Below are 26353 nucleotides of genomic sequence, written 5' to 3' on the forward strand. Positions count from 1 at the left end.
GGCCGGGCGTGGGCGCTGACGGCGTACGCCTCGACGCGGTCCGGGCGGCGTACGCGTGGGTCACCGAGTGGCTGCTCGACATGCAGGCCCTCGTCGGCCGGGAACTCCGGCACCCGCTGACCGGGGCCACCGCCGAGACGGCGCGGGAGGCCGAGGAGGAGCTGCACCGGCTGGGATGCCTGTCGTTGGCCCTGGACCCGTTCGACGACGACCCCGGCCCGGACGACGCCCGACTGGCCGGGCTGCTCACCGACCCGATCGAGGTCACGTTCACCTCCGCCACCGGGGAACCGGTCCACGTCCAGCGGCTCGCCCTCGACGAGGCGGTCGAGGCCGCCCGCCGACACCGGGCGGCGATCTGCCAGCTGGTGGACGCGTACCGGACGGCGGTCCGGTTCGTCGAGGCGGACCTCGACCGGCTCCGGCGGGCCTCGGCCGATCCGGGGCAGCCGGGTGCCGTACCCGCCGATCGGTTGGCCGCCCTGACCCGGGAGGCGGCCGCGGACCCGGTGGGGTGCGCCCGCCCGGGCCTGTGGCGGGAGGGCCTGGCGGCGCTGGAACGTGACCTGATCCCGCGCTCCGGCCCCGATCCGGGCCTGGCGGCGGCCACCGGGCGGCTGCGTTCGTCGGTGCAGCGACTGCGTCACCTGGCCGCCGAGGCGGTCGCCGAGGGGTTGGCCGGCCCCGACCCTTCGAGCGGGCCGGGCGGCGCCGACGCCGCACCGGACGACGTCGACGACCTGCTCGCCCGCGCCGCCGCGGCACCGGCCGGGGGCGGCCCCGACACCGACCTGGTGGACGACCTGCACCGGGCCGCCGACGAGGTGGACGCGGTCCGCCGCCGGTTACGGGGTCGGTGCCACCGGGAGCTGCGGGGGCGGCTGGAGGCGTACCGGCAGCGGGCCGCCGACGAGGGCCTGGCCGAGCACCCGGACCTGGAGGACAGCTACCGGCAGGCACGTGCGGGCCTGAGTCCCGACGGTTTCACGGTGACCGCCGCGAGCCGTGCGGTCCGGGCCTACCAGCAGGCAGTGAACGAGGTGACCCGATGACGCGACAGCCACGCGCCTGCGCGGAACGCAACTGCCCCGGGGCGGTGGACCAGGACGGCGTCTGTCGTCTCTGGGGCCACCCCTGCACCGGGGAACCGGCTGCGTCCCCGTCGGTTCCCGCAGCGGCGGACCCGCCGCAGTGGGCCCGCCCCGAGCAGTCCGCCCGGGTCGGATCCGCGCCGACCGGCGGCCGGTCGCTCCGGGTGCCGCCGCGGGATCCGTTCCCCCGACACCGACCGTGGGAGGAACCGGTGGTGGTTCCCCCCGCCCCGGCCCGCGACCCGCTGTCGGCGGTGCAGTCCCGGCCGGTGGTGCCCGAGCACGCCCGGTACTGCCCGCAGACCACCTGTCAGCGCAAGGTGTCCCGGGTCGCGGCGTACTGCCCGCACTGCGGCACCCCGTACTCCTTCACCCCGCCGCTACACAAGGGTGACGTGCGCGCCGGTCGATACCGGATCGAGGGGTGCCTGGGCCACGGCGGGGTCGGGTGGGTCTTTCTCGCCCGCGACGAGGACATGGACGGCAGCTGGCGGGTCCTCAAGGGACAACGCAACCCGGCCGACCGGGAGGCCGCCGCCGCGTTCGCCGCCGAACGTCATGCGCTGATCGCGCTCAGCCACCCGCGCATCGTCACCATCACTCACGCCCTGCGTCCCGACGACACCGGCGTCGGCTACCTGGTGATGGAGTACGTCAACGGCGGCACCCTGGAGGACGCCCGACACGGAATCGGACCCGACGGCGGGCCGGCCGCCGTCGACGTGGCGCAGGCCCTCGGGTACGCCGACCAGATCCTCGACGCCTTCGAGTACCTGCACGACCAGGGCTGGCTCTACTGTGACCTGAAGCCCGAGAACGTCATGCTGGTCGGGGGGTACGCCTCGGACAGCCCGGTGAAGCTCGTCGACTTCGGTGCGGCCCGGCGGATCGACAACACCGTCAGCCCGCCCTGGGGGACCGCCGGGTTCGAGGCCCCCGAGGTGCAGCGGCTCGGACCGGCCGGCCCGAGCGTCCGTTCGGACGTCTACACGGTGGGTCGTACCCTCGCGGCGTTGACCCTGGTGGTCCACTCCGCCGACGTCCGTCCCCTCCCCGAGGGGCACGACCTGCTGCGGCTGTCCCTGCCCGCCCGGCTGGACCCGTTCGCCCGGCTGCTGGCCAGGGCCACCGCCGCCGACCCGCAGGAACGGTTCGGCTCCGCCGCCGAGATGCGCGAACAGGCCCGGGGGGTACGCCGTCAGGTCCGCTCGGCCGTCGACGGTCTGTCCCGACCCGGCCGGTCCCGGCTGTTCAGCCCGGCGGCGTGCGCCTTCGCCCTGCACACCGAGGCCACGAGCGACCCCGTCGAGGTGGCCCTCGGTCTGCCCACCCCGCTGGTCGACGGCGACGACCCGGCGGCCGGTTTCCTCGCCTCACTGGGTCCCGCCGAACCGGCCGAACTGATCAGGCTGCTGGAGGCCGCCCCGGAGCACACCGCGCAGGTCACCTACCGGACGGTTCGGGCGTACCTGGCCGCCGGCCGGGACGCCGAGGCCGGTGCCCTGCTCGCCGGGTTCCCGGACGGGCTGCGGGACTGGTCCCTGTGGTGGCACCGGGGACTCGTGGCGTCGGTGCAGGGCGACACGGCCGCCGCCCGGGAGTGGTTCGGGCGGGTCTACGGTTGGCTGCCCGGGGAGGTCTCCGCCCGGCTTGGATACGCGGTCGCGGTGGAGGCCGACGGTGACCACGCCGGTGCCGCCGACCACTACCGGGGGGTGTGGCAGACCGACCAGGGGGTCGTCGCGGCGGCCTTCGGGCTGGCCCGGTGCCTGCGGGTGGCCGAGGATCCGCGCAGCGCCGCCGCCGCCCTGCTGACCATGCCGGAGTCGGCCCGCGCCTCGGCGGCGGCGGTGACCTGCGCGGCCCGGATGCTGCTGGAGGCACCCGACGACGACGGCCGTCGGCTCACCGCGGCCCTCGACGCCGCCGCCGTCGTGGAAAAGCTGCCCCCGTTCGCCGAGCGGGACCTCGTCGAGGCGTACCTGCTGCGGGTGGCGCTCGACGGCGACCTGCGCGACGGGCGGAACACCGGCCGGCACCTGTTCGGCCACCGACTGGACGAACGCGACCTGCGCCGGGCCTTCGAGCGGGCGTGCCGTCGGCTGGCCGCCGCCACCGCCGACCGGGCGGAGCGGATCGCGCTCGTGGACCTCGCCAACGCCACCCGGCCGGTGACCTGGTGGTGACCGGCCACTGCGACCCGAGGAAGGGGGCCCCGTGACCGAAGCGGACGGCCTGCGGCTCGACCTGAACGCGTACCACAGTGAGTACCTGCCGACCGAGGGCGGGACGGTGGACGTCGTCGCCGCCGTCCGCGCCGCCGCCGACGGGCCCGCCCCCCGCCACGACGGCCTCGCCGAGGTGCTCCTGCTCGACTGCTCCGGGTCGATGGGGGCACCCCAGGCCAAGATGCGGGCAGCCCGGACCGCCACCCTCGCGGCGATCGACGCGCTCCCCGACGGGGTCGCCTTCGCCGTGGTGGAGGGCACCAGCCAGGCCCAGATGATCTATCCGGGCCGGCGGACCCTGGCCCGGGCCGACGAGAGCACCCGGGCTGCGGCCAGACGGGCGGTGGGACGGGTGGCGCCGCACGGCGGCACCGCCATCGGCGAGTGGTTACTGCTCGCCCGGGACCTGCTGGGCACCAGGGCGGACGCGATCGGGCACGCGATCCTGCTCACCGACGGCCGCAACGAGAGTCAGCGCGCCTCCGACCTGCGGGCGGCGGTACGGGCCTGCACCGGACGGTTCACAGTCGACTGTCGGGCGATCGGCTCGGCCGACGGGGTCCACGACTGGGACGGCCCGGAACTGCTGGGCATCGCCGGTGCGCTCGGTGCCAACCCCGTCGTGCCGGTGGAGGACCTGACCGGGCTCGCCGACGAGTTCGCGGCGGTGCTGGGTCGGGCGCTCGCACACCGGTCCGGTGCCGCCCGCCTGCGGGTACGCACCGGTGGCCTGGCCCGGGTGCGGTTCGTCAAGCAGGTCTACCCGACCATCGTCGACCTGACCGCCAGGGGGGTGACGGTCGGGGACCACACCACCGACTACCCGATCGGCGCGTGGGGTCCCGCCGACCGGCGTGACTACCAGATCGCCCTGGAGGTCGACGCGATGTCCTCGGGTTCCCGCCGTCGGGTCGCCTGGCTGGGGGTGCCCGCCGACGGGGAGTCCGACCCGCCCGAACTCCCCGTGGACGTGGAGTGGAGCGAGGAGCTGGAGCTGTTCTCCCGGGTGCACGAGACCGTCGCCCACTACACCCACCAGGAGGGGTACGCCGACCAGGTCAGGTCCGCGTTGGAGGCGACCCGGGCCGGGCGGCTGACCGAGGCCGAGCAGCACCTGGGGCGGGCCGTGGCCATCGCCCACGCCGGGGGCCACGAGGACAAGCTGCGGCACCTCGCCCGGGTCGCCGAGATCCTCGACCCGGAGTCCGGCCGGGTCCGGCTGCGCGCCGACGCCGACCTGCGCCGGTGGCAGTACTCGATGGCGTACGCGCCGCAGACGTCGTCCTGGGTGTCGGGGGGTGGGGCGGGAGCCGTGGCCGACCCGTCGCCCGCACCCGAGCCCCGGGTGGAGCCGTGGGAGCACTGCGGGGAACTGCGGACCCATCCGTACTGCGAGGGGTGCGGGCGACACCACACCTCGACGGTCGACCGGTCCGGGTGAGCGCGTGATCTGGGACGTGCTCGACCCGGTGGCCAGTGTGGTCACCGGCGTGCTGGCGTTGACCACCGCCGGTCTGGGGGTCGCCCGGCACCTGCGGCACCGGACCGAGCGCGGCTGGTGGGCCGGGATGGCACAGGTGTGGCTGGCCCAGCAGGACGACGCCCTCGGACACCCGTACCGGTTCGCGGGCGGGTACCTCCGCCCCCTGTCCGAGGTGTACGTCACCCGCCGGGTGGTACGCCGGTCCGCCCCGGCGGCGTCCGCAGTCGCCACCGACTCCCTGGTCACCGACCCGACGACGGGACACGTGCTGGTCATCGGGGAACCGGGCAGCGGGAAGTCGGCGCTGCTGCGGCAGGCGTGCGCCACATCGGCCGGCGGGTGGCTCGCGGCCCGGGGCAGGTCGCGCCGTACGCCCGGCGGGGCACCGGTGGCGGTGACGGTCCCGGCGTACGCGTTGGTGGGGCGGTCGCTGGCGGCGGCGCTCGCCGAGGCGTACCCGCAGTCGGGGGTGGACTTCACCCGGGCACCGGTGCCCGGGCGGCGGTGGCTGGTCGGCGTGGACGGCGTCGACGCTATCGCCGACCCGGACGAACGTGCCCAGGTGCTCAACCGGCTCGCCGCGCTGGCCACCCCGGACGCGGGGGACGTCCCGTGGCGGCTGCTGGTGACGACCCGGCAGCTTCCCGAGGCGGAGTTGGCGGTCCTGGGTCGGGGGTTCGAGGCGTACCACCTGGTGCCGTTCGAGGCGGCCGACGTGCGCCGCTTCGCCCACCTGTGGTTCACACCGACCGTCGCCGAGCAGTTCCTGACCTGGGCCGAAGCCGAGCGGGCCACCGTCGCCCTGCGTAATCCGCTCACCGCCACCGTGGCGGCTGTCGTCTGGGAGACCGGTCCGCCGGGGGACGCCCCGCCGGGTGACCCGTCGGGGTTGCTGGACCGGTTCGTGGGGGCGCTGCTGGACGCGGGCAGACCCAGCGCGGACACGGCTGTCGACGCGCTGCGCCGTGCGCCCCGGGGCGGGCCGGTGGCCGACTGGCTCTCGGGGCGGCACACCGATCTCGTCGAGGTGGCGGCGACGGCGGCCTCGACCGGGGGCGATCCGGTGGCGGCGGTGGTCGCCTGGGCGGCCGAGCGTGCCCCCCTCGCCCCCCAACGGGTGTTGCCGGACTGGCCCCGGCACGTCCGGTTGATCCTGCTCGCCACGGGCCTGTTCTCCCCGGTGGAGACGGGGCCCGCCGACGCCGGGGGCCGGCTGGCCCCGACCTGGCCCGGTCCGGTGGAGTACCTGGCGGCGGGGCCGCTGGCCCGCGACTGGCGTCAGGATGTGTGGATCGCCGCGATGACCAGTACCTCCGGGCGGGGACTCGGGTTGCACGCGTGGTCCCGGGGGGACCTGTCACCGGAGTTGCTCCGGGGGCTCGGGCAGGATCCGGCCGGAGCGATAGCCGCCGGGCACTACCTCGTGGCGGGGGGTGTCGTGGACCAGGTCGTCCGGGCGGACGTGTTCGCGGCGCTGCTCGTCCACGGCGCGGCCGACCGGTCCCGGCCCGCTGCCGACGGGCGGGAGCCCGGGCGGGCCGGGGTCGGGGCGGGGGCGTCGTCGGAGGTGCGCGACGTGGCGGGGGAGTGTCACGCCCTGCTGGTCACACTGGCCGCGGTCCGGGCCGACCGGGACCTGCTCCGCGCGATCGCGGTGGATCCGGCCCGGCCGACGACGGTCCGTCGGGCGGCGGCCCTGTTCTTCGCGGCCCGTCGGCATCCTGGCGGTGAGGTGGCTAGGATCGAGGGTCATGAGCCCCGATCCGTCCTATCTCGATCCCGGCCGCCCCGTCGCCGAGCGGGTGGCCGACCTGCTGGGGCGGATGACCCGGCCGGAGAAGGTCGGGCAGATGATGCAGCTCGACGCGCACGGGGACCTGGCTGACCACGTCCTGAACCGGCACGTCGGCTCCATCCTGCACACCTCCCCGCAGCGGCTGGTCGAGGCGCACGACCTGACGGCCCGGACCCGGCTGCGGATCCCGCTGTTGGTGGGGGAGGACTGCATCCACGGGCACTCGTTCTTCCCCGGTGCGACGATCTTCCCCACCCAGCTCGGGATGGCCGCCACCTGGCAGCCGGAGCTCGTCGAGCGGGTGGCCCGTACGACGGCGGTGGAGGTCGCGCCGACCGGCGTGCACTGGACCTTCTCGCCCGTGTTGTGCATCGCCCGGGACCTGCGCTGGGGTCGGGTCGACGAGACCTTCGGCGAGGACCCCTTCCTGATCGGTGAGCTGGCCTCGGCGATGGTGCGGGGCTACCAGAGCGACGGGCTCGGCGACCCGACGGCGATCCTGGCCACCGCGAAGCACTTCGCCGGCTACTCGGAGACCCAGGGCGGGCGGGACGCCAGCGAGGCCGACATCTCCCGGCGCAAGCTGCGCTCCTGGTTCCTCCCGCCGTTCGAGCGGGTGGCCCGACAGGGGTGCCGGACCTTCATGCTCGGGTACCAGACGACCGACGGGGTGCCGATCACCGTCAACGACTGGCTGCTCAACGACGTCCTGCGGGGCGAGTGGGGCTACACCGGGATGCTCGTCACCGACTGGGACAACGTCGGTCGGATGGTCTGGGAGCAGCGGGTCCAACCCGACCACGCCCATGCCGCCGCCGCTGCGGTCCGGGCCGGAAACGACATGATCATGACCACCCCCGAGTTCTTCGCGGGTGCCCTGGACGCGATCGACAGGGGTCTGCTCGCCGAGGGCGACCTCGACGCCGCCGTCACCAACATCCTCACCCTCAAGGTCGAACTGGGGCTGTTCGAGGATCCCCGCCGCCCGGACCCGGAGCGTCAGCGGATCGTGATCGGGCACCCCGACCACACCGCCCTCAACCTCGACGTGGCCCGCCGGTCACTGGTCCTGCTCCGCAACGACGGGGTCCTGCCCCTCGCCGGTGGGTGCGTCGCGGACGACTCCGGTCGGGGTCGGGCCGACGACCGGCCGGCCCGGCGGATCGCAGTCGTCGGTCCCCTCGCCGACGACGCCCAGACCCAGCTCGGTGACTGGGCGGGCTCCTCCGGTCAGGCGGGTTGGCTGCCCGACGGCCAGCCCCGGGAACTGATCGTCACGGTCCTCGACGGGGTGCGGGCGTACGCCCCGCCGCAGTGGTCGGTGACCCACGCGCCCGGCGCCGACATCCTCACCCTGGCCCCCGACCCGGAGGGGGAGTTCTTCCCCGACGGCCAGCCCCGGCCGCAGGTGGTGGTGCCGTGCGCGCCGGACCCGGCGACGATCGCCGATGCGGTGGCCGCCGCCGAGGCCGCCGACTACGTGGTGGCGGTCGTGGGTGACCGGATCGAACTGGTCGGCGAGGGGCGGTCCACCGCCACCCTGGAACTCGTCGGCGGGCAGGTCGCTCTGCTGGACGCCCTCGCGGCGACCGGCACCCCGACGATCGTGGTCCTGCTGGCCTCCAAGCCGCTGGTGCTCCCGGCGTCGGCATCGGACGCCGCCGCCCTGCTCTGGGTGGCGAATCCGGGGATGCAGGGCGGACGGGCGATCGCCGAGGTGATCCTCGGCCTCGTCGAGCCGACAGGTCGGCTGCCCGTCTCGTTCGCCCGCCACGTCGGCCAGCAGCCCACGTACTACAACCAGATCCGGGGCCAGCACGGCACCCGGTACGCCGACCTGACCCAGCGTCCGGCGTTCGTCTTCGGTGAGGGGCTGTCGTACACCACCGTCGACTACTCCGACCTGCGGATCGTCTCCACCGACCTGGGGCCGGCCGACACCGTCCGGGCCGAGGTGACGGTCCACAACACCGGTGGTCGCCCGACGCGGGAGACCGTCCAGGTCTACGTCAGCGACACGGTGACCTCGGTCAGCTGGGCGGAGAAGGAGCTGAAGGCGTTCCGCCAGGTGGAGCTGGCGGCGGGGGAGACCGCGACGGTGCTCGTCGAGGTCCCGGTCGCCGACTGCACCATAGTGGACGCCCGGGGTGAGCGCGTCGTGGAGCCGGGGAGTTTCGACCTCCTGGTCGGCCCGTCCTCGCGTGACGAGGTGTTGTTGCGGGCCACGTTCACCGTCGTCCCGACGGCGGGGGAGGACGCCGTCGGGCGGAGGTGACCGATCGGCCCATGTCGAACCGGGCCGGGACGATGCAAGATCAGCGTCCGTGAACGTCTCCCGTGACGACGAGGACCGCTGCCCCCGGTGCGACAGGCCCACCGTGTCCCTGCGCGAGGCCCTGCCCTGGTGCGCGGCCTGCGAGTGGAACCTCGACGCCTTCGACCCGGCCGTCCGGCAACCGGAGTTCGGATGGTCCTGGGTCGACCGGCGCACCTACCGGCTGGCCCGGGGGCTCACCGGGAAGCAGTACGCGACCCTCGTCGACCGGGAACTCGACGCTGCCGGGTTCGGCCCGGCCGGGTGGGTCACCGCCGTGGCGTCGTTGCTGCTCACCGTCGGCGTGTTGGCGTTGGGCGGGACGGGGGTGTGGCTGCTGTTCGCGTACCCGTTCCCGAACCTGGCGATCCTCCTCGGCGTGATCATGATCGGCCTGGCGGTGGCGCTGCGGCCCCGGTTCGGTCGGGTCGACCCAGACCTGGAGGTCCTCGACCGGGACCGGGCTCCGGAGCTGCACGCCCTGGTGGCGGAGGTGGCGGAGGCGATCGGCGCGCCGGTTCCGCACGTCATCGGGGTCGACGACACCTTCAACGCGTACGCGACCTCGGTCGGCCTGCGTCGCCGTCGGGTGTTGGCGCTGGGGTTGCCGCTCTGGGGCAGCCTGGACGGGCCGTCCCGGGTGGCCCTGCTCGGCCACGAACTGGGGCACTTCGTCAACGGTGACGTCCGTCGGATCCTGGTCGTCCAGCCGGCGCTGACGATGCTGGGCAACGCGGCCGACCTGATGCGCCCCTCCGCCGGGACCTCCGGCGGCGGCCTGGTGGCGATGATCGGTGAGGCGGTGGGCCGGTCGGTGTCCTGGACGGTGTCCCGGGTGCTGTTCGGCGCGCACCTGGTGTTGGTGGCGACAGCCCTGCGGGACAGCCAGCGGGCCGAGTACCTGGCCGACGAGATGGCGGCCCGCAGCGGGGGTACCGACGCCGCCACCCGGGTGCTGGACGTGACCCTGCACGGGGAGTCCGTCCTGCGGACGGTCCGCCGGGTGGCGCGCGACGGGGGCGGTCCGCAGCGGTGGCGGGCGGAGGTGGACGTGTCGCTCGCCTCGGCCGCCGACCGGCTGGCGCTGCTGCGTCAACTCTCCCTGCGCGAGGAGACCTCCCTGTTCGCCTCGCACCCCCCGGCGGGCCTGCGGCACCGGATGTTGACCGCCCGGGCCCGGCATGCTCCCCGGGTGGTCGTCACCGAGGCGAGGGTGGAACGGATCGACGGCGAGTTGAAGCGGCACTACGACCGGACGGTCCGGGACATCGTGCTGGGCGGGTGACGCCCGGACGACCCGGTCAGCGTTCCCGGTACGCGGCCAGGTCGAAGTCGGCGTGGCCGCCGTCGCCACCGAGGTCCTGCACCCAGAGCCCGAGGAACGCCCCGGTGAACCCCCACGCGGCGGGCTCCCCGTCGACGATCAGTGCGGCGTGTTCGTCGGAGAGGATGGTGGCGTCCGCCGCCACCGGTAGCTCCTGCCAACCGTCGGTGAGGCGGTAGCCGAAGCGGACCACCGGACCGTCGAAGGTCGCCCGCAGCCCGACCGGCCCACCGCCGTCGGCGTCGACTGTCAGCTCGGGGTGGGCGGTGCGTCGCCCGCTGTCGCAGCTGAGCAGCTCCAGGACCCGACGTCCGTCGTCGGCCCGGGTCAGGTAGAGGTGATGCCAGTTCCGGGTGTTGTAGTAGGCGGTGATCCCGGCCAACTGGCGGTGGTCGAGCGGGTCGAAATCGACGACCGTCTCCAGTGAACAGTGCGTCGCCCCGACCCGACGGGCGACCAGGCTGGGGGTCTGCCGCCCGACCGGTGACTGGCCGCCGTGGATCCGCAGGTGCGAGGGGCGGGCGCGCAGGTCCAGCCAGTCCGGGGCGGCCGGCCGGCGCAACGTCGACCAGGCCGGGGAGAGCTGCCCGGTGTCGAAGTGGTCGACGTCGGGTTCGGTCGGCCACGGGTGGTCGGGCAGGTCGGGGGCGTCGACCTCGTCCGCCGGCACCCCGTCGGGGATGCGGGGCCAGCCCCCGGCGGGCCACTGGACGCGTTGGATCGCCGTCTCCCGCCCGAGGACGCAGTTGCCCAGTGGGGTGTAGGGGCGGGCGGCCAGGTGGGCGAGGAACCAGTCCCCGCCCGGGGTCTGGACCAGGCTGCCGTGCCCGGCCTTCTGCAACCGCAGCTCCGGACGGCCGACCGAGGTGAGCAGCGGCCCGGCCGGGTCCACCTCGTACGGTCCGAACAGCTCGCGGGAACGGGCCACTGTCACCTGGTGCTCCCAGCTCGTCCCCCCTTCGGCGGTGACCAGCCAGTACCACCCGTCGTGACGGTAGAGGTGGGGACCCTCGGTGAGCCCGACCGAGGTGCCGGTGAACAGCGGCCGGGCGCGGCCGACCAGGGACTTCGCGGCCCGGTCGTACCGCTGGATCTCGATGCCGCCGAACCGGTCCCGGCCGGGCCGCCAGTCTGCGCTGAGGCTCAACAGCCAGGTGGACCCGTCGTCGTCGTGGAAGAGCGAGGCGTCGAAGCCGTGCCCGTGCAGCTTCACCGGGTCGGACCAGGGGCCGGCGACGTCGGTGGCGGTGACCAGGAAGTTCTGCGGATCCCAGTAGCCGCCGGTGAAGCTCGCCACGTCGCTGTAGACCAGGTGGAACTCCCCGTCGTGCCAGGTCAGGTCGGGTGCCCACACCCCGTTGGAGTCACCGCAGCCACGCAGGTCGAGCAGGCGGCGTTCGGTGACGATCCCGCCCAGCGCCCGCCAGTGCACGAGGTCCCGGGAGTGGTGCAGACGGACCCCCGGATACCACTCGAAGGTGGAGGTGGCCAGGTAGTAGTCGGTGCCGACCCGCAGGATCGACGGGTCCGGGTGGAATCCGGTGAGGACGGGATTGTGGATGACCCGGGCAGCGGTCGCCACGTCGGTGGTCTCGGTCGACATGTCGGCTCCTCTGCTGCGGTCTTTCGGCAAACTTTCGGATCACTCGACCGCGAGAAGCGCGACCCATGAACACGCTAGCCGTTCACGTCGTGATAGGACAGACTCTTGACCGGTGCATATTCTTTCTCGTAGCGTGCCGGCCATCAATCGGTAATACCGAAGAAGCACCGAAAGTTTCGCTGTTCCACGTGTGACCACTCCTGCCGGCCAGGCCGGCAACCGAGCACCTCGTGTGTCCCCGAAGGGATGGATCATGACAGCGCACCTCACCCGCAGAACGCTGCTCGGCCTCGTCGGCGCCGGTACCGGCGCCTACCTGCTCAGCGGCTGTGGCGACGACGGGCCCAGCGACCCCGACGGCCCCCAGTCGATCAACTGGTGGCACATCCAGAACACCGAGCCGATGCTGCCGGTCTGGGCGGCGATGGCCCAGACGTACCGCGACACCCACCCGAACGTCACCATCGAGGTCCAGCCGCTGGAGAACGAGGCCTTCAAGGCCCGGCTCACCACCGCCACCCAGGCCGGTTCACCACCGGACCTGTTCCAGTCCTGGGGCGGCGGGGTGCTCCGTCAGCAGGTCGAGGCGGGCCTGGTCAAGGACCTCACCGACGACGTCGCGTCCCTGGTCGGGGGCCTGGTCCCGGCCTCCCTGCTGCCGTACACGATCGACGACCGGATCTACGGCATCCCGTTCGACCTGGGCATGGTCGGGTTCTGGTACAACAAGGACCTCCTCGCCGCCGCCGGTGTCACCGCGCCCCCGACCAGCTGGGCCGGTCTCGTCGAGGCAGTCGGCAAGCTCAAGGCAGCCGGCACCGTGCCGATCGCCCTGGCGGGCAAGGACAAGTGGCCCGCCCACTACTATTGGGCCTACCTGGCGATGCGGATCGGCGGGCTCGGTGCCCTCCAGCAGGCCGCCGACGACAAGAACTTCGACACCCCGGACTTCGTCGCCGCCGGGGACCGACTCAAGGAACTCGTCGACCTCCAACCGTTCCAGCGGGGGTTCCTCGGCGCCGAGTACAGCTCCCCGGACGGGCAGGCCGCCACGGTGGGCAACGGGCAGGCGGCGATGGAGCTGATGGGTCAGTGGGCCCCGTCGGTGCAGGCCTCCAGCTCCACCAGCAAGGAGGGCCTCGGCGACAAGCTCGGCTTCTTCCCGTTCCCGACGGTGGACGGCGGCAAGGGTTCGGCGACCGAGGCGTTCGGCGGCGGCAACGGTTTCTCCGTCGGCAAGGACGCCCCCGCCGCCACCGTCGACTTCCTGAAGTTCCTGCTCAGCGCCGACAACCAGCGGACGGCCGCGCAGACCGGCGCGGTCCTGCCCACGGTGACCGAGGCCGCCTCGGCGATCACCGACCCGAACAACAAGACCGTCGCGGAGAACCTGGCCGGTGCCACCGGATTCCAGCTCTACCTCGACCAGGCGTACCCACCGGCGGTCGGCCAGCAGGTCAACGACAGTGTGGCCGAGCTGATCGCCGGTACCAAGACGGCCGCGCAGATCGTCAAGGACATCACCTCGGTGGCGAAGAGCCAGTAGGCAGATGGCCACCGCAGTCCACCCCCGAGCCCGCCGCGAGACCCGGATGGAGCAGGCATGACCAGGCTGTCGACCCTGTCGGGCCCGCGGCGCGGCCACCCGCCCACGGAACCCGCGCCGTCGGGAGGTCCCCGACGGCGCGCGGCCCGGCACCGGCCGGGCCGCCGCACCGCCCTGGCGGTCTTCCTCACCCCGGCCCTGCTGCTGTTCCTGCTGCTGGTCCTCGCCCCGATCCTGGTGGCCGGCTACGCCAGCCTGTTCAAGTGGAACGGCCTGAACCTGCCGACCGACTTCATCGGCCTGGACAACTACACCCGTGCCTTCGCCGACCCGGTCTTCCGGGGCGACCTGTGGCGGGCACTCGTCCTGATCGTGCTCTCGCTGGTCGTCCAGCTGCCGGCCGCGCTGGGCCTGGCCATGCTGCTCAACCAGCCGCTGCGCGGACGGGCCGTGTACCGGGTGATCTTCTTCGCCCCGTACGTCCTGTCCGAGGTCACCACGGCTGTCCTGTTCACCCTGGTGTTCTCCCCCAACCGGGGGCTGGGTGAGGTGATCTCCGGATGGTTCGGTGCCGAGGCCGGGGCGATCTTCGCCGACCCGGGCACCGTCCTGTACGGCGTCTTCCTCGTCGTCTCCTGGAAGTACTTCGGCCTCTACATGATCCTGTTCCTGGCCGCCCGACAGGGCATCCCGAAGGAGCTGACCGAAGCCGCGCTCACCGACGGAGCCGGGGCCTGGCAGGCGTTCCGCCACATCACCCTGCCGTTGCTCGGGCCGACGATCCGGATCGCCACCTTCCTCTCGGTGATCGGCACCATCCAGCTGTTCGACATGGTCTGGGTCCTCACCGGGGGTGGGCCGATCCACGCCTCGGAGACCATGGCGGTGACCATGTTCCAGTACGGCTTCCGCCGCTTCGAGGTCGGCTACGCCAGCGCCATCAGCATCATCATGTTCCTGATCAGCCTCGTCTTCGCGCTCGCCTACCAACGCCTGGTGATGCGCCGGGACACCGAGGGCGCGCTCACCGTCCAAGGAGGCAACCGATGACGCGTACGACGCCGGTCGGGCGGCGCTCTTCGCACCTCGTCCTGCACCTGGTCTGCATCGCCGTGGGCGCGCTCATCGTCGTACCCGTGTGGTTCGGGGTGATGGGCGGGTTCAAGGACAACGGACAGCTGTTCACCAATCCGCTGGGGCTGCCCGACCCCTGGGTCCCGGAGAACTACACGGGCATCCTCGGCTCCGGCACGTTCTGGCGGCAGTTGGGCAACAGCCTCGTCATCGCCGTCAGCAGTACGGTGATCGTGGTCGGTGCCGCGGCGATGGCCGCCTTCGTCTTCGCCCGGTACGCCTTCCGGGGCCGGGAACTGCTGGTCACCCTCTTCGCGGTCGGGTTGATGTTCCCGTTCGCGGTGGCGATCCTGCCGCTGTTCGTCCTGCTGCGCCGGATGGGGCTGCTGGACAACCCGCTCGGGGTGATCCTGCCCCAGGCGGCCTTCGGACTGCCGATCACCATCATCATCCTGCGGCAGTTCTTCCGGACCATCCCCGGTGAGGTCGAGGAGGCCGCGACCCTCGACGGGTGCGGTCCGTTCGGCTTCTTCTGGCGGATCCTGCTGCCGATGGCGCGGCCGGCCCTGGCCACGGTGTCGGTTCTGGCCATCGTGGCCAGTTGGAACAACTTCATGCTCCCGCTCGTGGTGTTCTACGACCAGAGCTGGTGGACCCTCCCACTCGGGGTGCAGGCCTTCCAGGGCCAGTACGCCGACGACACCGCCCGGGTGCTCGCCTACGTGGTGCTGTCGATGGTGCCCGCCCTGGCCTTCTACACGGTTGCCGAACGCCAGCTCATCGGGGGCTTGGCGGGCAGCGTCAAGGGTTGATTCGTCCTCGCTGCGGTAGCCTTCGGCGATCGTGGCGCAAGCCGGGAACGAAAGGACGGGCCGTGGGCTCCGACAACAGCCGGAACGTCACCATCGCGATGATCGCGCGCCTGGCCGGTGTCTCCGTGCCCACTGTCTCCCGGGTGGTCAACGGGCGCTCGGATGTGGCCGCGCAGACCCGGGAACGGGTCGAGGAACTGCTCAACCGGCACGGGTACCGCCGCCGGTCGCCGAGCCGGCGGGCCAGTCCCGCCCTGGTCGACCTGGTCTTCAACGACCTGGACAGTCCATGGGCTGTGGAGATCATCCGGGGGGTGGAGGACGTGGCCCACGCCGGTGGCGTCGGGACCGTGGTCTCGGCCATCCACCGGCAGGCCTCCGCCGCCCGGCAGTGGCTGGACAACATCCGGGCACGTTCCAGCGAGGGGGTCATCTTCGTGACCTCGATGGTGGAGCCTCCGTTGCAGGCGGAGCTGCGTCGACTCAACCTGCCGGTGGTCATCGTCGACCCCGCCGGGGTGGCCCCGCAGGAGGCCCCCACCATCGGTGCCACCAACTGGGCGGGCAGCCTGCGGGCCAACCAGTACCTGCTCGGCCTGGGGCACCGGCGGATCGGCTTCATCGCCGGGCCGCCGCAGCTGATGTGCAGCCGGGCCCGGCTGGACGGTTACCGGGCCGCACTCGACGCCGCCGGTGTCCCGGTCGACGACAGCCTGGTCCGGCCGGGGAACTTCTACCACGAGGCGGGCTACACCGCCGGCACCCAACTGCTCGCCCTGCCCGATCCGCCCACCGCCATCTTCGCCTCCAGCGACCAGATGGCGTTGGGCGTCTACGAGGCGGTCCGCAAGCGGGGGTTGCGGGTGCCCGACGACGTCAGCGTGGTCGGCTTCGACGACCTGCCCGAGGTGCGGTGGTGCTCGCCGCCGCTGACCACGGTCCGTCAGCCCCTGGCGGAGATGGGCATGCTGGCCGCGCGGACGGTCCTGCGCCTGGCCCAGGGGGAGAAGATCGAGAGCCCACGGGTGGAGCTGGCCACCGAACTCGTCGTCCGCGACAGCGCCGCCGCCCCCCGCCCGGCCTGAGCCGGCGGGGGCGGCGCCCCGCCGGCGGTCACCAACCGACGGGGTACGGCGCGGGGCTCTCCGGGCCGGCGGAACCGGGTGCGGCGAACTGCTCCGCAGGTGCGGGGTCGCGGTTCGGTTCGGCGTCCTGCCGCAGATGGCGCAGCTGGCCCTCCAGGTACGCCTCCAGCCGGATCCGGTACTCCCGCTCGAAGCCCCGAAGCTTGTCCACCTGGGCCTGGACGGTGTCCCGATCGGTCACCAGCTGGGTCATGGTGGTCTGGTACTGCTCCTCGGCGTCCCGGTGCCGCTGCTGGGCCTCCCGGTCCAGGGTCTCGGCCCGGGTCCGGGCCTCCTCGACGAGCTCCTCGGCCTGCTGGCGGGCGGTGGTGACGAGCCGGTCGGCCTCCCGGCGGGCCTCGGCCAGGTTCTCGTCGGCGGTCCGGCGCACCAGCATGAGCATCTGGAGCGCCTGCTGCTCGCTGTCGGTGGGCGGGTCGGGCTGGTCGCGTTTGCCGTGGATGAGGCCGAGCGCCCGTTCGGCGGCGGCCTTCTCCCGACGCAGGCGCTCCAGCTCGGCGGTCAGCTCGGCGACGGTGGCGTCGTCCGGGCCGGTGGTCTCCCCGGCATCGGGGCGGGCGTGGGCCCCGATCCGGTAGGCGACCTGGGGGGGCGGGTCGACAGGGTCGGCGTACCCGGCGGTGTGCAGGGCCTGCCGGAGCCGCGCGTCGACCTCGACGTCGGTGATGGCGTCGACGAGCACGTCGATCGCCTCGTCGTCGAGCACCCCGGTACCGGCCGGCGTACGGCCCGGGTCACCCTCGGTGGTCATTGCGCCTCCGCTGTCGAGGTGGGGCCGGGCAGGGCCCGCTGGTTCTCCAGACGGCCCGACTCCAGCAGGTCCCGCAGGCGTCGTCGGCCCTCCCGCCGGACCGCGAGCACCGTGGCCCCGGACTGGCCCAGGTAGTCGGCGATCTCGCCGGTGCCGTACCCGTCGATGGTCAGTGCCATGACCTGCCGCTGGGTCTGGGGGAGCTGGCCGAGGAGCATGATCACGAACTGTCGGTCCTCGGCTGTGGTGTCCGAGTGTCCGAGCCCGGACAGGTGCCCGTCGCGCGGGGCCGGTCCGCCGGGCCACCGCAACGCCCTCGCCCGGTTCTTCACGAAGTGGCTGATCGCCGCCGTGCGGGCGTACTGGTAGGGATTGTTGATCTCATCCCATCGGGTCAGCACCTCGGCCGCCGCGGCGGCCACCGCGTCGTGCGCGTCGGCCTCGCCCGCCCCGAAGTACATGGTGACCCGGATCAGTTCCCGGTACCGGTCCCGGTAGAACTCGGCGAACCCGGCCGGGACGGCGGGCCGGTGGTCGACCGAGGGTGGCGAGAAAACCCGGGCCAGGGCCCGGTCCGATTCCCCCACTAAGAACCTCCCAGCACGAGCAGTTGACCGTGTGCCGACCGCACCTATCCATATCTCATCGTCGTCGGCGTACCAATATCAAGACGTCCGGTGTGATCGTGACCATGCGGCCCGATCTCACCGGGTGCGGTGGCCGTCACCGGCCGGATGTTCGACGCTCCCCGGTGGACCGACCCGCCCGCGTCAGGGCTGGTCGTGACCGGCGGGGGCCACGGTGGCGGTGACCCCGGTGAGCCGTTCGCTCTCCGCCCACAGCCGCTGGGCCGTCGCGGTGTCCCGTGCCGCGTCGGTGCGCCCGACCCGCACCGGGGGACCGGAGGTCTCGAACCGCCCCGCCGGACCCCAGTAGCTGCCCCCCTCGGCCTGCGGGTCGGTGGCGGCGCGCATCGTGGGCAACGCCCCGTCGGGCGGCGCCATCCCGACGAACCGGCCGGCCAGGACGGCGACGACGTTGGAGTGCCGGGTCAGTTCGGTGGCGGCCAGACCCGGGTGACAGGAGGTGGCCCGCGCCGTCGACCCCACCGCCGACAGTCGGCGCTGCAACTCCAGGGTGAACAGGAGGTTGGCCAGCTTGCTCTGTCCGTACGCGGCCCACCGCCGGTAGCGGCGGCGCTCCCAGTTGAGGTCGTCGAAGTCGATAAGGCCGTTGCGGTGGGCGACGCTGGCCACCGTCACGACCCGGGCCGCCGGGGTGGTCGACACCAGCGGGAGGAGGTGACCGGTGAGCGCGAAGTGTCCTAGGTGGTTGGTGCCGAACTGGAGCTCGAAGCCCTGCCGGGTCCGCTGCAACGGGGGCATCATCACCCCGGCGTTGTTGACGAGCAGGTCCAGCCGGTCGTGGTCGGCGCGGTACGCGGTGGCGAACGCCGCCACCGAGTCGAGGTCGCCGAGGTCGAGCCGGGCGACGGTCAGGTCGGCGGCGTGGTGCTCGGCCCGGATCCGCTCGACAGCGGCGGCGGCCTTGTCGGTGTCGCGGCAGGCGAGCGTCACCCGGGCACCCCGCCCCGCCAACATCCGGGCGGTCTCGAAGCCGATCCCGGTGTTGGACCCGGTGACGATCGCGGTCCGGTCGCTCTGGTCGGGCACGTCCTCGACGGTCCAGCGCGTCATCGGATTCCTCTCGTGGATGCCTCTGCCGTCGGGCGACCGGGCACCGACGAGGATGACAGGCTGACGCGGCGGGGCAACCCTGTCAACCGACTGACACACTGGGTGACCGGACGCGGCGCGGCGGGGAACGGTTTCGTCCTCCCCTGGGGGGCCGCCAATGGGTAGCCTGACCTGCATGATCTTCATTACCGCGAAGTTCCGTGTCCGGCCCGAGCACGCCGACCGGTGGCCGCAGATCGCCGACGAGTTCACCCGGGCGACCCGGGCCGAGCCCGGTTGCCTGTGGTTCGACTGGTCCCGCAGCCTCGACGACCCGACCGAGTACGTCCTGGTGGAGGCGTTCCGCGACGACGAGGCCGGCGCGGCCCACGTGCAGTCGGACCACTTCCGGACGGCGCAGCGGGATCTGCCGCCGCACCTGGTCGAGACCCCCCGGATCGTCAACGTCACGGTCCCGCAGGAGGGCTGGTCGGAGCTGGGCGAGATGGCCGTCGCCGAGGGGGGACGGTGACGGCCGGGCAGCCGCTCCCGGTCAGCCTGGCCGACATCGGTGCCGCGGCGGCCCGGCTCGCCGGGGTGGCCCACCGGACCCCGGTGCTCACCTCCCGGACCCTCGACAGCCGGGTCGGCGCCCGGGTCCTGTGCAAGGCGGAGAACTTCCAACGGGTCGGCGCGTTCAAGTTCCGGGGCGCGTACAACGCGGTCGCCCAGCTCACCCCGGCGCAGCTCGCCGCCGGGATCGGGGCCTACTCCTCCGGCAACCACGCCCAGGCCGTCGCCCTGGCCGCTCGGGAGTCGGGCAGCAGGGCGGTGATCCTGATGCCCGAGGACACCCCGGCGTCCAAGGTCGCCGCCGTCCGGGAGTACGGCGCCGAGGTGCTCACCTACGACAGGTACACGGGTGACCGGGTCGCCATCGGTGAGGCGATGGCCGCCGAGCGGGGGTTGGCGCTGATCCCGCCGTACGAGCATCCGCACGTCATCGCCGGCCAGGGCACCGTGGCGCTGGAGTTGTTCGACCAGGTGGGGGCGGTCGACGTGCTCGTGGCACCGGTCGGGGGCGGGGGGCTGATCGCCGGGAGCGCGGTGGCCGCGAAGGGACTGCACGCCGGTGTCCGGGTGGTCGGGGTGGAGCCCGAGGCCGGGGACGACACCCGGCGGTCGTTGGCCGCCGGTCGGCGGGTCTCCGTGCCGGTGCCGCGCACCATCGCCGACGGGCAGGCCGCCGACATCCCGGGGGAGCTGACCTTCTCGGTGAACCGGCGACTGGTGGACGAGATCGTCCTGGTCACCGACGAGGAGATCCGCTCGGCGATGCGGTTCGCCTTCGAGCGGATGAAGATCGTCCTCGAACCGAGTGGTGCCACCGGCCTCGCCGCGGTGCTGGCCGGACGACTGTCGGGCACGCCGTCGCGGATCGGGGTGATCCTCTCCGGCGGCAACGTCGACACCCGGCGCTTCGCCGACCTGGTCGCCTCCGACTGAGCACTCCCACCCTCCCCGACCTGGGAGGGTCCTCTGTGGTCGGTCTGCCTGCGGGGCGTCCAGGAAGGTGCCTTAGGCTGCCGTCCGGTTGAGAGGCGGCCGATGAGGACGATGACGAGTACGGTGCGGACCCCGCCGCACCGGTTGGCTGACAGGTGCGCGGCGTGGGTGGCCGCGCCCTGGTTCAACATCACCAGTTTCGTGGTGGTCGTGGTCAACGCGGTCGCCCTCGGACTGGAGACCTACCGTCAGCTGACGGCGGTGGCCGGGCCGGCCCTGCGCATCGTGGAGTACACCTGCCTGGCCCTGTTCGTCGTGGAGCTGCTCGTCCGGTTCGGGGCGCACCTGCGCGCCCCGGCCGGGTTCCTCCGGGACCGCTGGAACGTCTTCGACCTGGTGATCGTGGTGGCCCCGCTGCTGCCCGGGGTCCGGGAGAACGTGACGGTGCTGCGGCTGTTGCGGCTGTCCCGCATCGTCCGGGCGTTCCGGCTCTTCCCCAGCCTGCAGGTGATCCTGGTCGGGATCCGGCGCAGCCTCCCCGGCCTGGGCAGTTTCCTGCTCGTCACGGTCCTCCTGCTGTACGGCTACGCGATCCTCGGCTGGATGCTGTTCGGGGTCGCCTACCCCGACCGGTACGGCACCGTCGGACAGGCGATGCTGACCCTGTTCCTGCTGCTGTCCCTGGACGGCATCACCGACACCCTGGAGGCCGGCCGGGAGGTCACCGACTGGGCGGTGCTCTACTACGTCTCGTACATGGTGGCCGCCTGTTACCTGCTCACCAACCTGCTCGTCGGACTGGTCCTCACCGCGTTGCAGGAGGCGCACCAGGAGGAGACCGCCGCCGCCCGGGTCGCCAGGCCGGTCGTCGACCCGGAGGGCGGCCCCGCCGAACCGTCGATCCGCGAGCAGTTGGCCCGGCTGCACCAGATCATCGACGAGTTGGAGCGGCAGCTCCCGGCACGGGACCCGGATCCACCGGAGCGGACCCGACAGGTCTCCGGGTCGACGGTCCCCGCCGGTGACAGGTGAATCCCCCGGGACGCCACGGTGCCCGGAACCCGGCTGCGGCGTAGACTTCCGTTGATCTAGCGGCGTCGGGGCTCCCGCGACCGGTACCGCGCACCACGACGTCGTGCCGGGGTGGACGGCGGTGTCTCGGCGGATCGTGGCGCCGACGGAGAGGCAGGGGCAGAGATGACCGCGCGGGGGCCTGCGATGAGGGACGTGGCGCGCCTGGCGGGCGTGTCGCACCAGACGGTGTCCCGGGTGCTCAACGGGCACCCCAACGTCCGCGAGCAGACCCGGCTGCGGGTGCAGGCCGCCATCGCCGAGCTGCGCTACCGCCCCAACCGGGCGGCTCGTGCCCTGGTGACCGGCCGATCCCAGGTGATGGGGGTGGTCGCCCTGAACACCATCCTCTACGGTCCGGCGTCGCTGCTGTCGGCGTTCGAGATCGCCGCCGCCGAGGCCGGGTTCGCGGTGAGCGTCGGCAGCGTCCGCAGTCTCGACCGGCGCTCCATCGCCGAGGCCGTGGAGCGACACCTCGCCCACCGGGTCGCCGGGATCGTGGTGATCGCACCCGTCGAGTCGGCCGGGGAGGCGCTGGAGTGCCTGCCGACCGACGTTCCGCTGGTCACCGTGGACGGTGATCCCCGCCGGTTGTTGCCGCTGGTCACCGTCGACCAGGTGGAGGGGGCGCGGCAGGCCACCCGGCACCTGCTCGACGCGGGACACCGGACCGTCTGGCACATCTCCGGTCCGGCGGACTGGTTCGACAGCGCCGGTCGGATCGAGGGGTGGCGGTCGACGTTGTTGGCGGCGGGGGCGGAGGTGCCTCCGGTGTTGCAGGCGGACTGGTCGGCGGCCTCCGGTTACCGGTGCGGGCAGATGCTGGCCCGGATGCCGGCGGTGACGGCGGTCTTCGCCGCCAACGACCATCTCGCCCTGGGGGTGGTACGGGCGTTGCACGAGCACGGGCGGCGGGTGCCGGTCGACGTGAGCGTGGTCGGCTTCGACGACGTACCGGAGGCGGCGTACTTCATCCCGCCGTTGACCACCGTCCGGCCGGACTTCGGCGCGGTGGCGACGGCGAGCCTGTCGCTGCTGCTGGAGCAGATCGAGTCCGGGGCCGACCGGGCGCTGCGGCACACGATCGCACCGACGTTGATCGTCCGGGACAGCGTGGCCGCCCCACCGGCCTGACGGATCCCGGGTCTGTCCGTCGCCCTCGGTCCGACTGTCGAGGCCGGGGGCAGTGGTGCGTCCCTTTCCAGTGGGTTTCCCGCCAACTTCCACCATCTGACAACCCCGGACGGCCGGACGGGTATCTCCGGCCGTCGATCCCGCTCTGTAAGGGTGTCGACCCGCGCCGTCCACCACCACGGAGGTCGCGGCCGTTGCCGTCCTCGGGAGGAAATGTGCCAAGTACCCTGCGACAACCGGTACGCCGGTCCCTGTTCGTGCTGCTCACCGGCGCGGCGTTGGCCACGCTGCTGTCGGTGACCTCGGCCGGTGCGGTGCCCCCGCCCCAGCGCACCGCGAGCGCCCCCGCCGACGTGTACCTGATGGACACCCCGGCGGACACCGGAATCCAGCCGCACAGCCTCTCCCCGCTCTGGGAGAGCCCCGACATCAAGGTCTGTCACACCGCCGTCGAGTGCCCGACCAGCCAGAACCCGATCGTCGGGCAGCGCAACTACATCTTCCTGAAGCTGCGTAACCCGGGTCCGTACGGCTCGGGCGTGATGGAAGAGGGCAGCATCCACGTCTACCGGACCACCCCGGGCGGCGGGGCGGCCTGGCCCGGCGCCTGGACGGAGATCGGCTGGATGGCCGTACCCGTGTACGCCGGGGTCACCACCGTCACCATCCCGTGGGACAACGTGCCGGGTCCGGGCCACTTCTGCCTCCTGGCCCGGTGGGTGTCGGCGAACGACCCGATGACGTTCGAGGGGCCGGACATCACCCCGAACACCCGCAACAACAACAACGTCGTCTGGCGCAACGTCGACTCGGTGGCCCTGGCCCCCGGGGCGACCGGGCAGGTCCGGCCGTTCGCCATCGGTAACACCCTGAGCCGGGCGACCCGCAACAGCCTGGTCTTCTCGGAGGTCGGTGCGCCGCTGCGGACCGCCGGGGGACGACTGGTGGTCGACCTCGGGCCGCAGCTCTTCGAGCGCTGGGTCAAGGCCGGTCGGGCCGGTACCGGGATCCGGGAGGTCGGTCGGAGCCAGGTGGAGATCGTCGAGCCGGCGCGGGCCAGTCTGGACAACCTGCAGCTGAACCCGAACGAGCGGATCACCCTGGGGCTGACCTTCACGGCGGCGACCGCCACCCAGCAGAAGATCGCCCTGCGGGTGACCCAGATCGGGCCGGACAGCACCGGCGCCGAGCGGGCCGACCTCGGCGGGGTGCGGTACGACATCACGGTGGGTCAGCGGGCCGGCTGACCTCTGCGGGGGAGGACGGAGGTCGCGGTCGGGATCCCGCGACCTCCGTCACCGCGTGTACGCCGACAGGTGGTCGGCACCTCAGCGCAGACTGACCCAGGTGGTGGCGACAGCGTGCTGGGTCGTCCGCGCCCGGAACTGCACCGGCCCGGACGGTAGGACCCCCATCGAGAAGTAGCCCATCGCGTCCATCGGGACGTCGGCGCAGCGGCCTGTGGTGGTGCGGGCGCTGACCCGTCCACCTCCCGGCGGGGAGAGCTGACCGACCACGCCGGTGGAGGTCACCTCGATCTCGATGACCACCGGACCACTGCGGAAGGTCAACGTCCGGTCGGTGCCGCCGGAGCGCAACAGCCCGGCCGAGGCCAGGTCGAGCGCGGAGTCGAAGGTCAACTCGGCGATCGACCAGTCCGGCTCGGTGGTCCGCCACCCGAACGCTGCCAGCGCCGCGTCGAGGAACTCCTCCGGAACCGGCCCCGAGTCCAGCAGTGCGGCACCCAGCTCGGCCAGCAGCGCGTCGTCACCGACGGGCGGCCACTGCTCCATCGCGTTCACCTCCGGTCCCCTCGGTCCGGTCCGCAGCGGACCGGAGATACTGTGCGAGCGCCGGACACCGGCGCAGTTTCGCCAGGCACCGGGCCTGGGTGGGGCCGATGCTGCCGACCGGCATGCCCAGGCGCTCGCTGACATCCCGGTAGGTGGGTGGCGGGTCGGCGGTGAGCAGGGCGAGCAACTCCTGGCACCGGGGCGGGAGTTGGGCGAACGCGTCGCGCAGCGCCTGCCGCCGTTCGGCGCGCAGCAGATCCTCGTCCGGCGAGGCCGGTTCGGCCATGGCCACCGCCCCGACGATCCCGCCGCCCGGGTCGTCGTACGGGTCGAACGGCTGGGTCCGGCGGCTGAGCCGTACCAGCCGGTGGCACTCCCGACGGGTGGTGGTCACCAGCCACGCCGGAAGGGCGGCGGACTCCTCGAGTCGGCCGAGGTGCTCCACGAGGCGCAGCCAGACGGTCTGGTTGACGTCGGCGGCGTCCGCCCGGTCCAGCCCGTACGCCCGGACGACCGCCGACACCAGTGGCGTGTACCGGTGCACCAGGTGGGCCCAGGCGCGCTCGTCGCCGTCGGCCGCTGCGGCGACCAGTCCCGGGGTGTCCCGGGGCGGCCCGGTGTCCTCCTGGGCGTCGTCGGGGCGCGTCATCCGACCAGGACGCCGTAGTCGGGGTGCCACCGGGGCGCGGCGAGCAGGGCGGCCCGGGCCGCCTCGGCGTCCAACCCGGCGGAGGTCATCAGGGCGGCGAGCCGACCGGCGACGTGGGCGGTGGCGAAGGAGGTGCCCGCCCAGGACGCGAAGCGCCGGAACACCAGCGCCGGTTCACCGGGCAGCCACAGCTCCCCGTCGACGTAGGTGCTGGTCCGGTCCCCGGCCGTGCAGGCGTCCACCCAGCTGCCGAAGCCGCTGTAGTCGGCGGGTGTCGGGCCGGGGGCCACCGCCGCCACGGCGAGGACCCGGGGCGACGCGGCGGGCCAGGACGGTCGGGCGGTGCCCCCGTTGCCCGCCGCCGCGACCACTGCCACCCGGGGGCGGAGCCCGGCGAGGACGTTGACCATCGGCAGGGGCGGCTGGTCGTCCTGGGTGAAGTAGCCGAGGGAGAGGTTGACGACGGTCACCTGCGGGGAGAGGCGACCGATCGCGGCGGTCAGGCTCTCCTCGTCGCCGAGGCCGTTCGGGTCGAGCGCCGCCTCGGGGTCGAGGCCCACCCCGGGGGCGGCCTGCCGGATCACCCCGGCGACGAAGGTCCCGTGGCCGCCCTGCAGGGCGAGGTGGCCGCTGGCGACGTAGAGCGGGTCGACGTCGTCGGTCTCGGGCAGGTAGCTGCCGCCCAGCCACTGTGGATGGGCGGCGGCGGCCTGGCCCCAGATCCCGGTGTCGCAGAAGCCGACCGTCACACCGGCACCCTCGCCCAGGCGGGCCGGGTCCGGCGCGGGCAGGGCGGGGGCCACCCGGGGTGGCGCACCCGGGTTGCCCATGATGTTGCCGAACCCGACCAGGACGTGGTGCGGCTGCACCTTCGGCACCGGCTGCTCGGGCCACTGCCTCGGGTCGCGGAGCCGGGTGACCACCGAGGGCACGTCGGTCTCCTGTGCGAAGACCAGCCGGCCCACCCCGGCGAACCCGCGTCCCTCGGTGACCTGGTGTCCGAGGGCCCGGAGCCGGGCCATCACCCGGCCCAGGTCCTGCGGGGCGACGAGCAGTTGTCGGGGCCGGTAGAGGAACTCCCGGCCGGGGACGGTGTGCCGCCGGATGGCCTTGTCGTTCGCCACCGTCTCCTGGAACGCCCGCTGGTAGCTCTCCTGCGCCGACTCGGCGACGCCCTCGCGCCCGGGTGGCCCACCGGCGAGGGCCGGGGCGGCTCCGGTGAGGCCCAGGGGGACGGTGGCGACGGTGAGGGCCGACCATCCCACGAGTGACCGCCGGGAACACCGGCCGGGCTGACGAGGCGTGTCGGGTCGATCAGGCGACACCGGCCCTCCAGGCGGTCGACGGAACGCGGCACG

22 protein-coding genes are annotated in these 26353 nt (G+C 73.2%); 15 read left to right on the plus strand and 7 right to left on the minus strand.

The genetic code is table 11. The features are described 5' to 3' along the window. Nucleotides 1-8: 8 nt before the first annotated feature. From WHN02_RS16585 to WHN02_RS16610, 6 genes are read left to right on the plus strand one after another with little or no spacing between them, the layout of a single operon-like run. Entirely contained in the window at nt 9-1052 is a 1044-nt protein-coding gene (locus WHN02_RS16585; protein ID WP_434739653.1) for a hypothetical protein, read from the plus strand. After that, the gene (locus tag WHN02_RS16590) at nt 1049-3277 is read left to right on the plus strand and encodes a tetratricopeptide repeat protein (protein WP_434739654.1); all 2229 of its coding nucleotides are present in this window, start codon (nt 1049-1051) and stop codon (nt 3275-3277) included. Before WHN02_RS16585 ends, WHN02_RS16590 begins: the two co-directional genes overlap by 4 nt. Nucleotides 3278-3308: 31 nt before the next feature. Continuing rightward, the gene (locus WHN02_RS16595; RefSeq protein WP_434739655.1) at nt 3309-4760 is read left to right on the plus strand and encodes a VWA domain-containing protein; all 1452 of its coding nucleotides are present in this window, start codon (nt 3309-3311) and stop codon (nt 4758-4760) included. Nucleotides 4761-4764: 4 nt separating this feature from the next. Next, nucleotides 4765-6687 (plus strand): hypothetical protein, encoded by a 1923-nt coding sequence (locus WHN02_RS16600; RefSeq protein WP_434739656.1) that lies wholly within the window; start codon nt 4765-4767, stop codon nt 6685-6687. Next, nucleotides 6605-8872 (plus strand): glycoside hydrolase family 3 N-terminal domain-containing protein, encoded by a 2268-nt coding sequence (locus WHN02_RS16605; protein ID WP_434743974.1) that lies wholly within the window; start codon nt 6605-6607, stop codon nt 8870-8872. The genes WHN02_RS16600 and WHN02_RS16605 overlap by 83 nt, the downstream gene beginning before the upstream one ends. Before the next feature lie 49 nt (nt 8873-8921). Then, complete coding sequence (locus WHN02_RS16610) at nt 8922-10196, plus strand: M48 family metallopeptidase (protein ID WP_434739657.1); 1275 nt, start codon at nt 8922-8924, stop codon at nt 10194-10196. 16 nt (nt 10197-10212) lie between these two features. Here the strand turns inward: WHN02_RS16610 and WHN02_RS16615 are convergent, their stop codons facing one another. Continuing rightward, nucleotides 10213-11838, minus strand: coding sequence for a glycoside hydrolase family 43 protein (locus WHN02_RS16615; RefSeq protein WP_434739658.1), 1626 nt, complete (start codon nt 11836-11838; stop codon nt 10213-10215). Between the two features lie 253 nt (nt 11839-12091). On the opposite strand from WHN02_RS16615, the gene WHN02_RS16620 reads away from it, so the two are divergent. From WHN02_RS16620 to WHN02_RS16635, 4 genes are all read left to right on the plus strand, one after another. Continuing rightward, complete coding sequence (locus WHN02_RS16620; protein ID WP_434739659.1) at nt 12092-13384, plus strand: ABC transporter substrate-binding protein; 1293 nt, start codon at nt 12092-12094, stop codon at nt 13382-13384. Nucleotides 13385-13441: 57 nt separating this feature from the next. After that, nucleotides 13442-14434, plus strand: a complete 993-nt coding sequence (locus WHN02_RS16625) for a carbohydrate ABC transporter permease (protein WP_434739660.1) — start codon at nt 13442-13444, stop codon at nt 14432-14434. Continuing rightward, the gene (locus tag WHN02_RS16630; RefSeq protein WP_350898302.1) at nt 14431-15270 is read left to right on the plus strand and encodes a carbohydrate ABC transporter permease; all 840 of its coding nucleotides are present in this window, start codon (nt 14431-14433) and stop codon (nt 15268-15270) included. The genes WHN02_RS16625 and WHN02_RS16630 overlap by 4 nt, the downstream gene beginning before the upstream one ends. A gap of 98 nt (nt 15271-15368) precedes the next feature. After that, a complete protein-coding gene (locus WHN02_RS16635) occupies nt 15369-16355 on the plus strand; it encodes a LacI family DNA-binding transcriptional regulator (RefSeq protein ID WP_434743975.1) in 987 nt (328 codons plus the stop codon). 28 nt (nt 16356-16383) lie between these two features. Here WHN02_RS16635 and WHN02_RS16640 read toward each other — a convergent pair whose 3' ends face one another. From WHN02_RS16640 to WHN02_RS16650, 3 genes are all read right to left on the minus strand, one after another. Further along, a complete protein-coding gene (locus WHN02_RS16640) occupies nt 16384-17166 on the minus strand; it encodes a DivIVA domain-containing protein (protein ID WP_434739661.1) in 783 nt (260 codons plus the stop codon). After that, on the minus strand, nt 17163-17753 hold the full coding sequence (locus tag WHN02_RS16645) for a hypothetical protein (RefSeq protein ID WP_434739662.1): 591 nt from the start codon (nt 17751-17753) through the stop codon (nt 17163-17165). Before WHN02_RS16645 ends, WHN02_RS16640 begins: the two co-directional genes overlap by 4 nt. Before the next feature lie 183 nt (nt 17754-17936). Continuing rightward, nucleotides 17937-18863: an oxidoreductase gene (locus WHN02_RS16650; RefSeq protein WP_434739663.1), complete on the minus strand. Its 927-nt coding sequence runs from the start codon at nt 18861-18863 to the stop codon at nt 17937-17939. A gap of 175 nt (nt 18864-19038) precedes the next feature. Between WHN02_RS16650 and WHN02_RS16655 the strand changes: the two genes are divergently transcribed. The 5 genes from WHN02_RS16655 (at nt 19039) to WHN02_RS16675 (ending at nt 23800) form a co-directional block, all read left to right on the plus strand. Beyond that, entirely contained in the window at nt 19039-19374 is a 336-nt protein-coding gene (locus tag WHN02_RS16655) for a putative quinol monooxygenase (protein ID WP_434739664.1), read from the plus strand. Further along, complete coding sequence (locus WHN02_RS16660; protein WP_434739665.1) at nt 19371-20348, plus strand: pyridoxal-phosphate dependent enzyme; 978 nt, start codon at nt 19371-19373, stop codon at nt 20346-20348. The genes WHN02_RS16655 and WHN02_RS16660 overlap by 4 nt, the downstream gene beginning before the upstream one ends. 111 nt (nt 20349-20459) lie before the next feature. Further along, nucleotides 20460-21380, plus strand: coding sequence for an ion transporter (locus WHN02_RS16665; protein WP_434739666.1), 921 nt, complete (start codon nt 20460-20462; stop codon nt 21378-21380). 186 nt (nt 21381-21566) lie between these two features. Beyond that, nucleotides 21567-22553, plus strand: a complete 987-nt coding sequence (locus WHN02_RS16670; RefSeq protein ID WP_434739667.1) for a LacI family DNA-binding transcriptional regulator — start codon at nt 21567-21569, stop codon at nt 22551-22553. 215 nt (nt 22554-22768) lie between these two features. Beyond that, nucleotides 22769-23800: a hypothetical protein gene (locus WHN02_RS16675; protein WP_434739668.1), complete on the plus strand. Its 1032-nt coding sequence runs from the start codon at nt 22769-22771 to the stop codon at nt 23798-23800. Nucleotides 23801-23881: 81 nt separating this feature from the next. On the opposite strand, the gene WHN02_RS16680 is transcribed toward WHN02_RS16675, so the two are convergent. From WHN02_RS16680 to WHN02_RS16690, 3 genes are read right to left on the minus strand one after another with little or no spacing between them, the layout of a single operon-like run. Next, nucleotides 23882-24346, minus strand: coding sequence for a hypothetical protein (locus WHN02_RS16680; RefSeq protein WP_434739669.1), 465 nt, complete (start codon nt 24344-24346; stop codon nt 23882-23884). Then, complete coding sequence (locus WHN02_RS16685; protein WP_434739670.1) at nt 24321-24995, minus strand: RNA polymerase sigma factor; 675 nt, start codon at nt 24993-24995, stop codon at nt 24321-24323. The genes WHN02_RS16680 and WHN02_RS16685 overlap by 26 nt, the downstream gene beginning before the upstream one ends. After that, nucleotides 24992-26260, minus strand: a complete 1269-nt coding sequence (locus WHN02_RS16690) for a S8 family peptidase (RefSeq protein WP_434739671.1) — start codon at nt 26258-26260, stop codon at nt 24992-24994. Before WHN02_RS16690 ends, WHN02_RS16685 begins: the two co-directional genes overlap by 4 nt. Between the last annotated feature and the right edge of the window lie 93 nt (nt 26261-26353).

The organism is Micromonospora sp. SH-82, from assembly GCF_051132485.1.
Classification (GTDB): Bacteria; Actinomycetota; Actinomycetes; order Mycobacteriales; family Micromonosporaceae; genus Micromonospora.

Excerpts from the sequence above, each read along its gene's own strand:
- WHN02_RS16590 (WP_434739654.1), top strand. The coding sequence starts at position 1,049 with ATGACGCGACAGCCACGCGCCTGCGCGGAACGCAACTGCCCCGGGGCG.
- WHN02_RS16615 (WP_434739658.1), bottom strand. The coding sequence starts at position 11,838 with ATGTCGACCGAGACCACCGACGTGGCGACCGCTGCCCGGGTCATCCAC.
- WHN02_RS16620 (WP_434739659.1), top strand. The coding sequence starts at position 12,092 with ATGACAGCGCACCTCACCCGCAGAACGCTGCTCGGCCTCGTCGGCGCC.
- WHN02_RS16625 (WP_434739660.1), top strand. The coding sequence starts at position 13,442 with ATGACCAGGCTGTCGACCCTGTCGGGCCCGCGGCGCGGCCACCCGCCC.
- WHN02_RS16630 (WP_350898302.1), top strand. The coding sequence starts at position 14,431 with ATGACGCGTACGACGCCGGTCGGGCGGCGCTCTTCGCACCTCGTCCTG.
- WHN02_RS16635 (WP_434743975.1), top strand. The coding sequence starts at position 15,369 with ATGATCGCGCGCCTGGCCGGTGTCTCCGTGCCCACTGTCTCCCGGGTG.
- WHN02_RS16640 (WP_434739661.1), bottom strand. The coding sequence starts at position 17,166 with ATGACCACCGAGGGTGACCCGGGCCGTACGCCGGCCGGTACCGGGGTG.
- WHN02_RS16650 (WP_434739663.1), bottom strand. The coding sequence starts at position 18,863 with ATGACGCGCTGGACCGTCGAGGACGTGCCCGACCAGAGCGACCGGACC.
- WHN02_RS16655 (WP_434739664.1), top strand. The coding sequence starts at position 19,039 with ATGATCTTCATTACCGCGAAGTTCCGTGTCCGGCCCGAGCACGCCGAC.
- WHN02_RS16665 (WP_434739666.1), top strand. The coding sequence starts at position 20,460 with ATGACGAGTACGGTGCGGACCCCGCCGCACCGGTTGGCTGACAGGTGC.
- WHN02_RS16670 (WP_434739667.1), top strand. The coding sequence starts at position 21,567 with ATGAGGGACGTGGCGCGCCTGGCGGGCGTGTCGCACCAGACGGTGTCC.
- WHN02_RS16680 (WP_434739669.1), bottom strand. The coding sequence starts at position 24,346 with ATGGAGCAGTGGCCGCCCGTCGGTGACGACGCGCTGCTGGCCGAGCTG.
- WHN02_RS16685 (WP_434739670.1), bottom strand. The coding sequence starts at position 24,995 with ATGACGCGCCCCGACGACGCCCAGGAGGACACCGGGCCGCCCCGGGAC.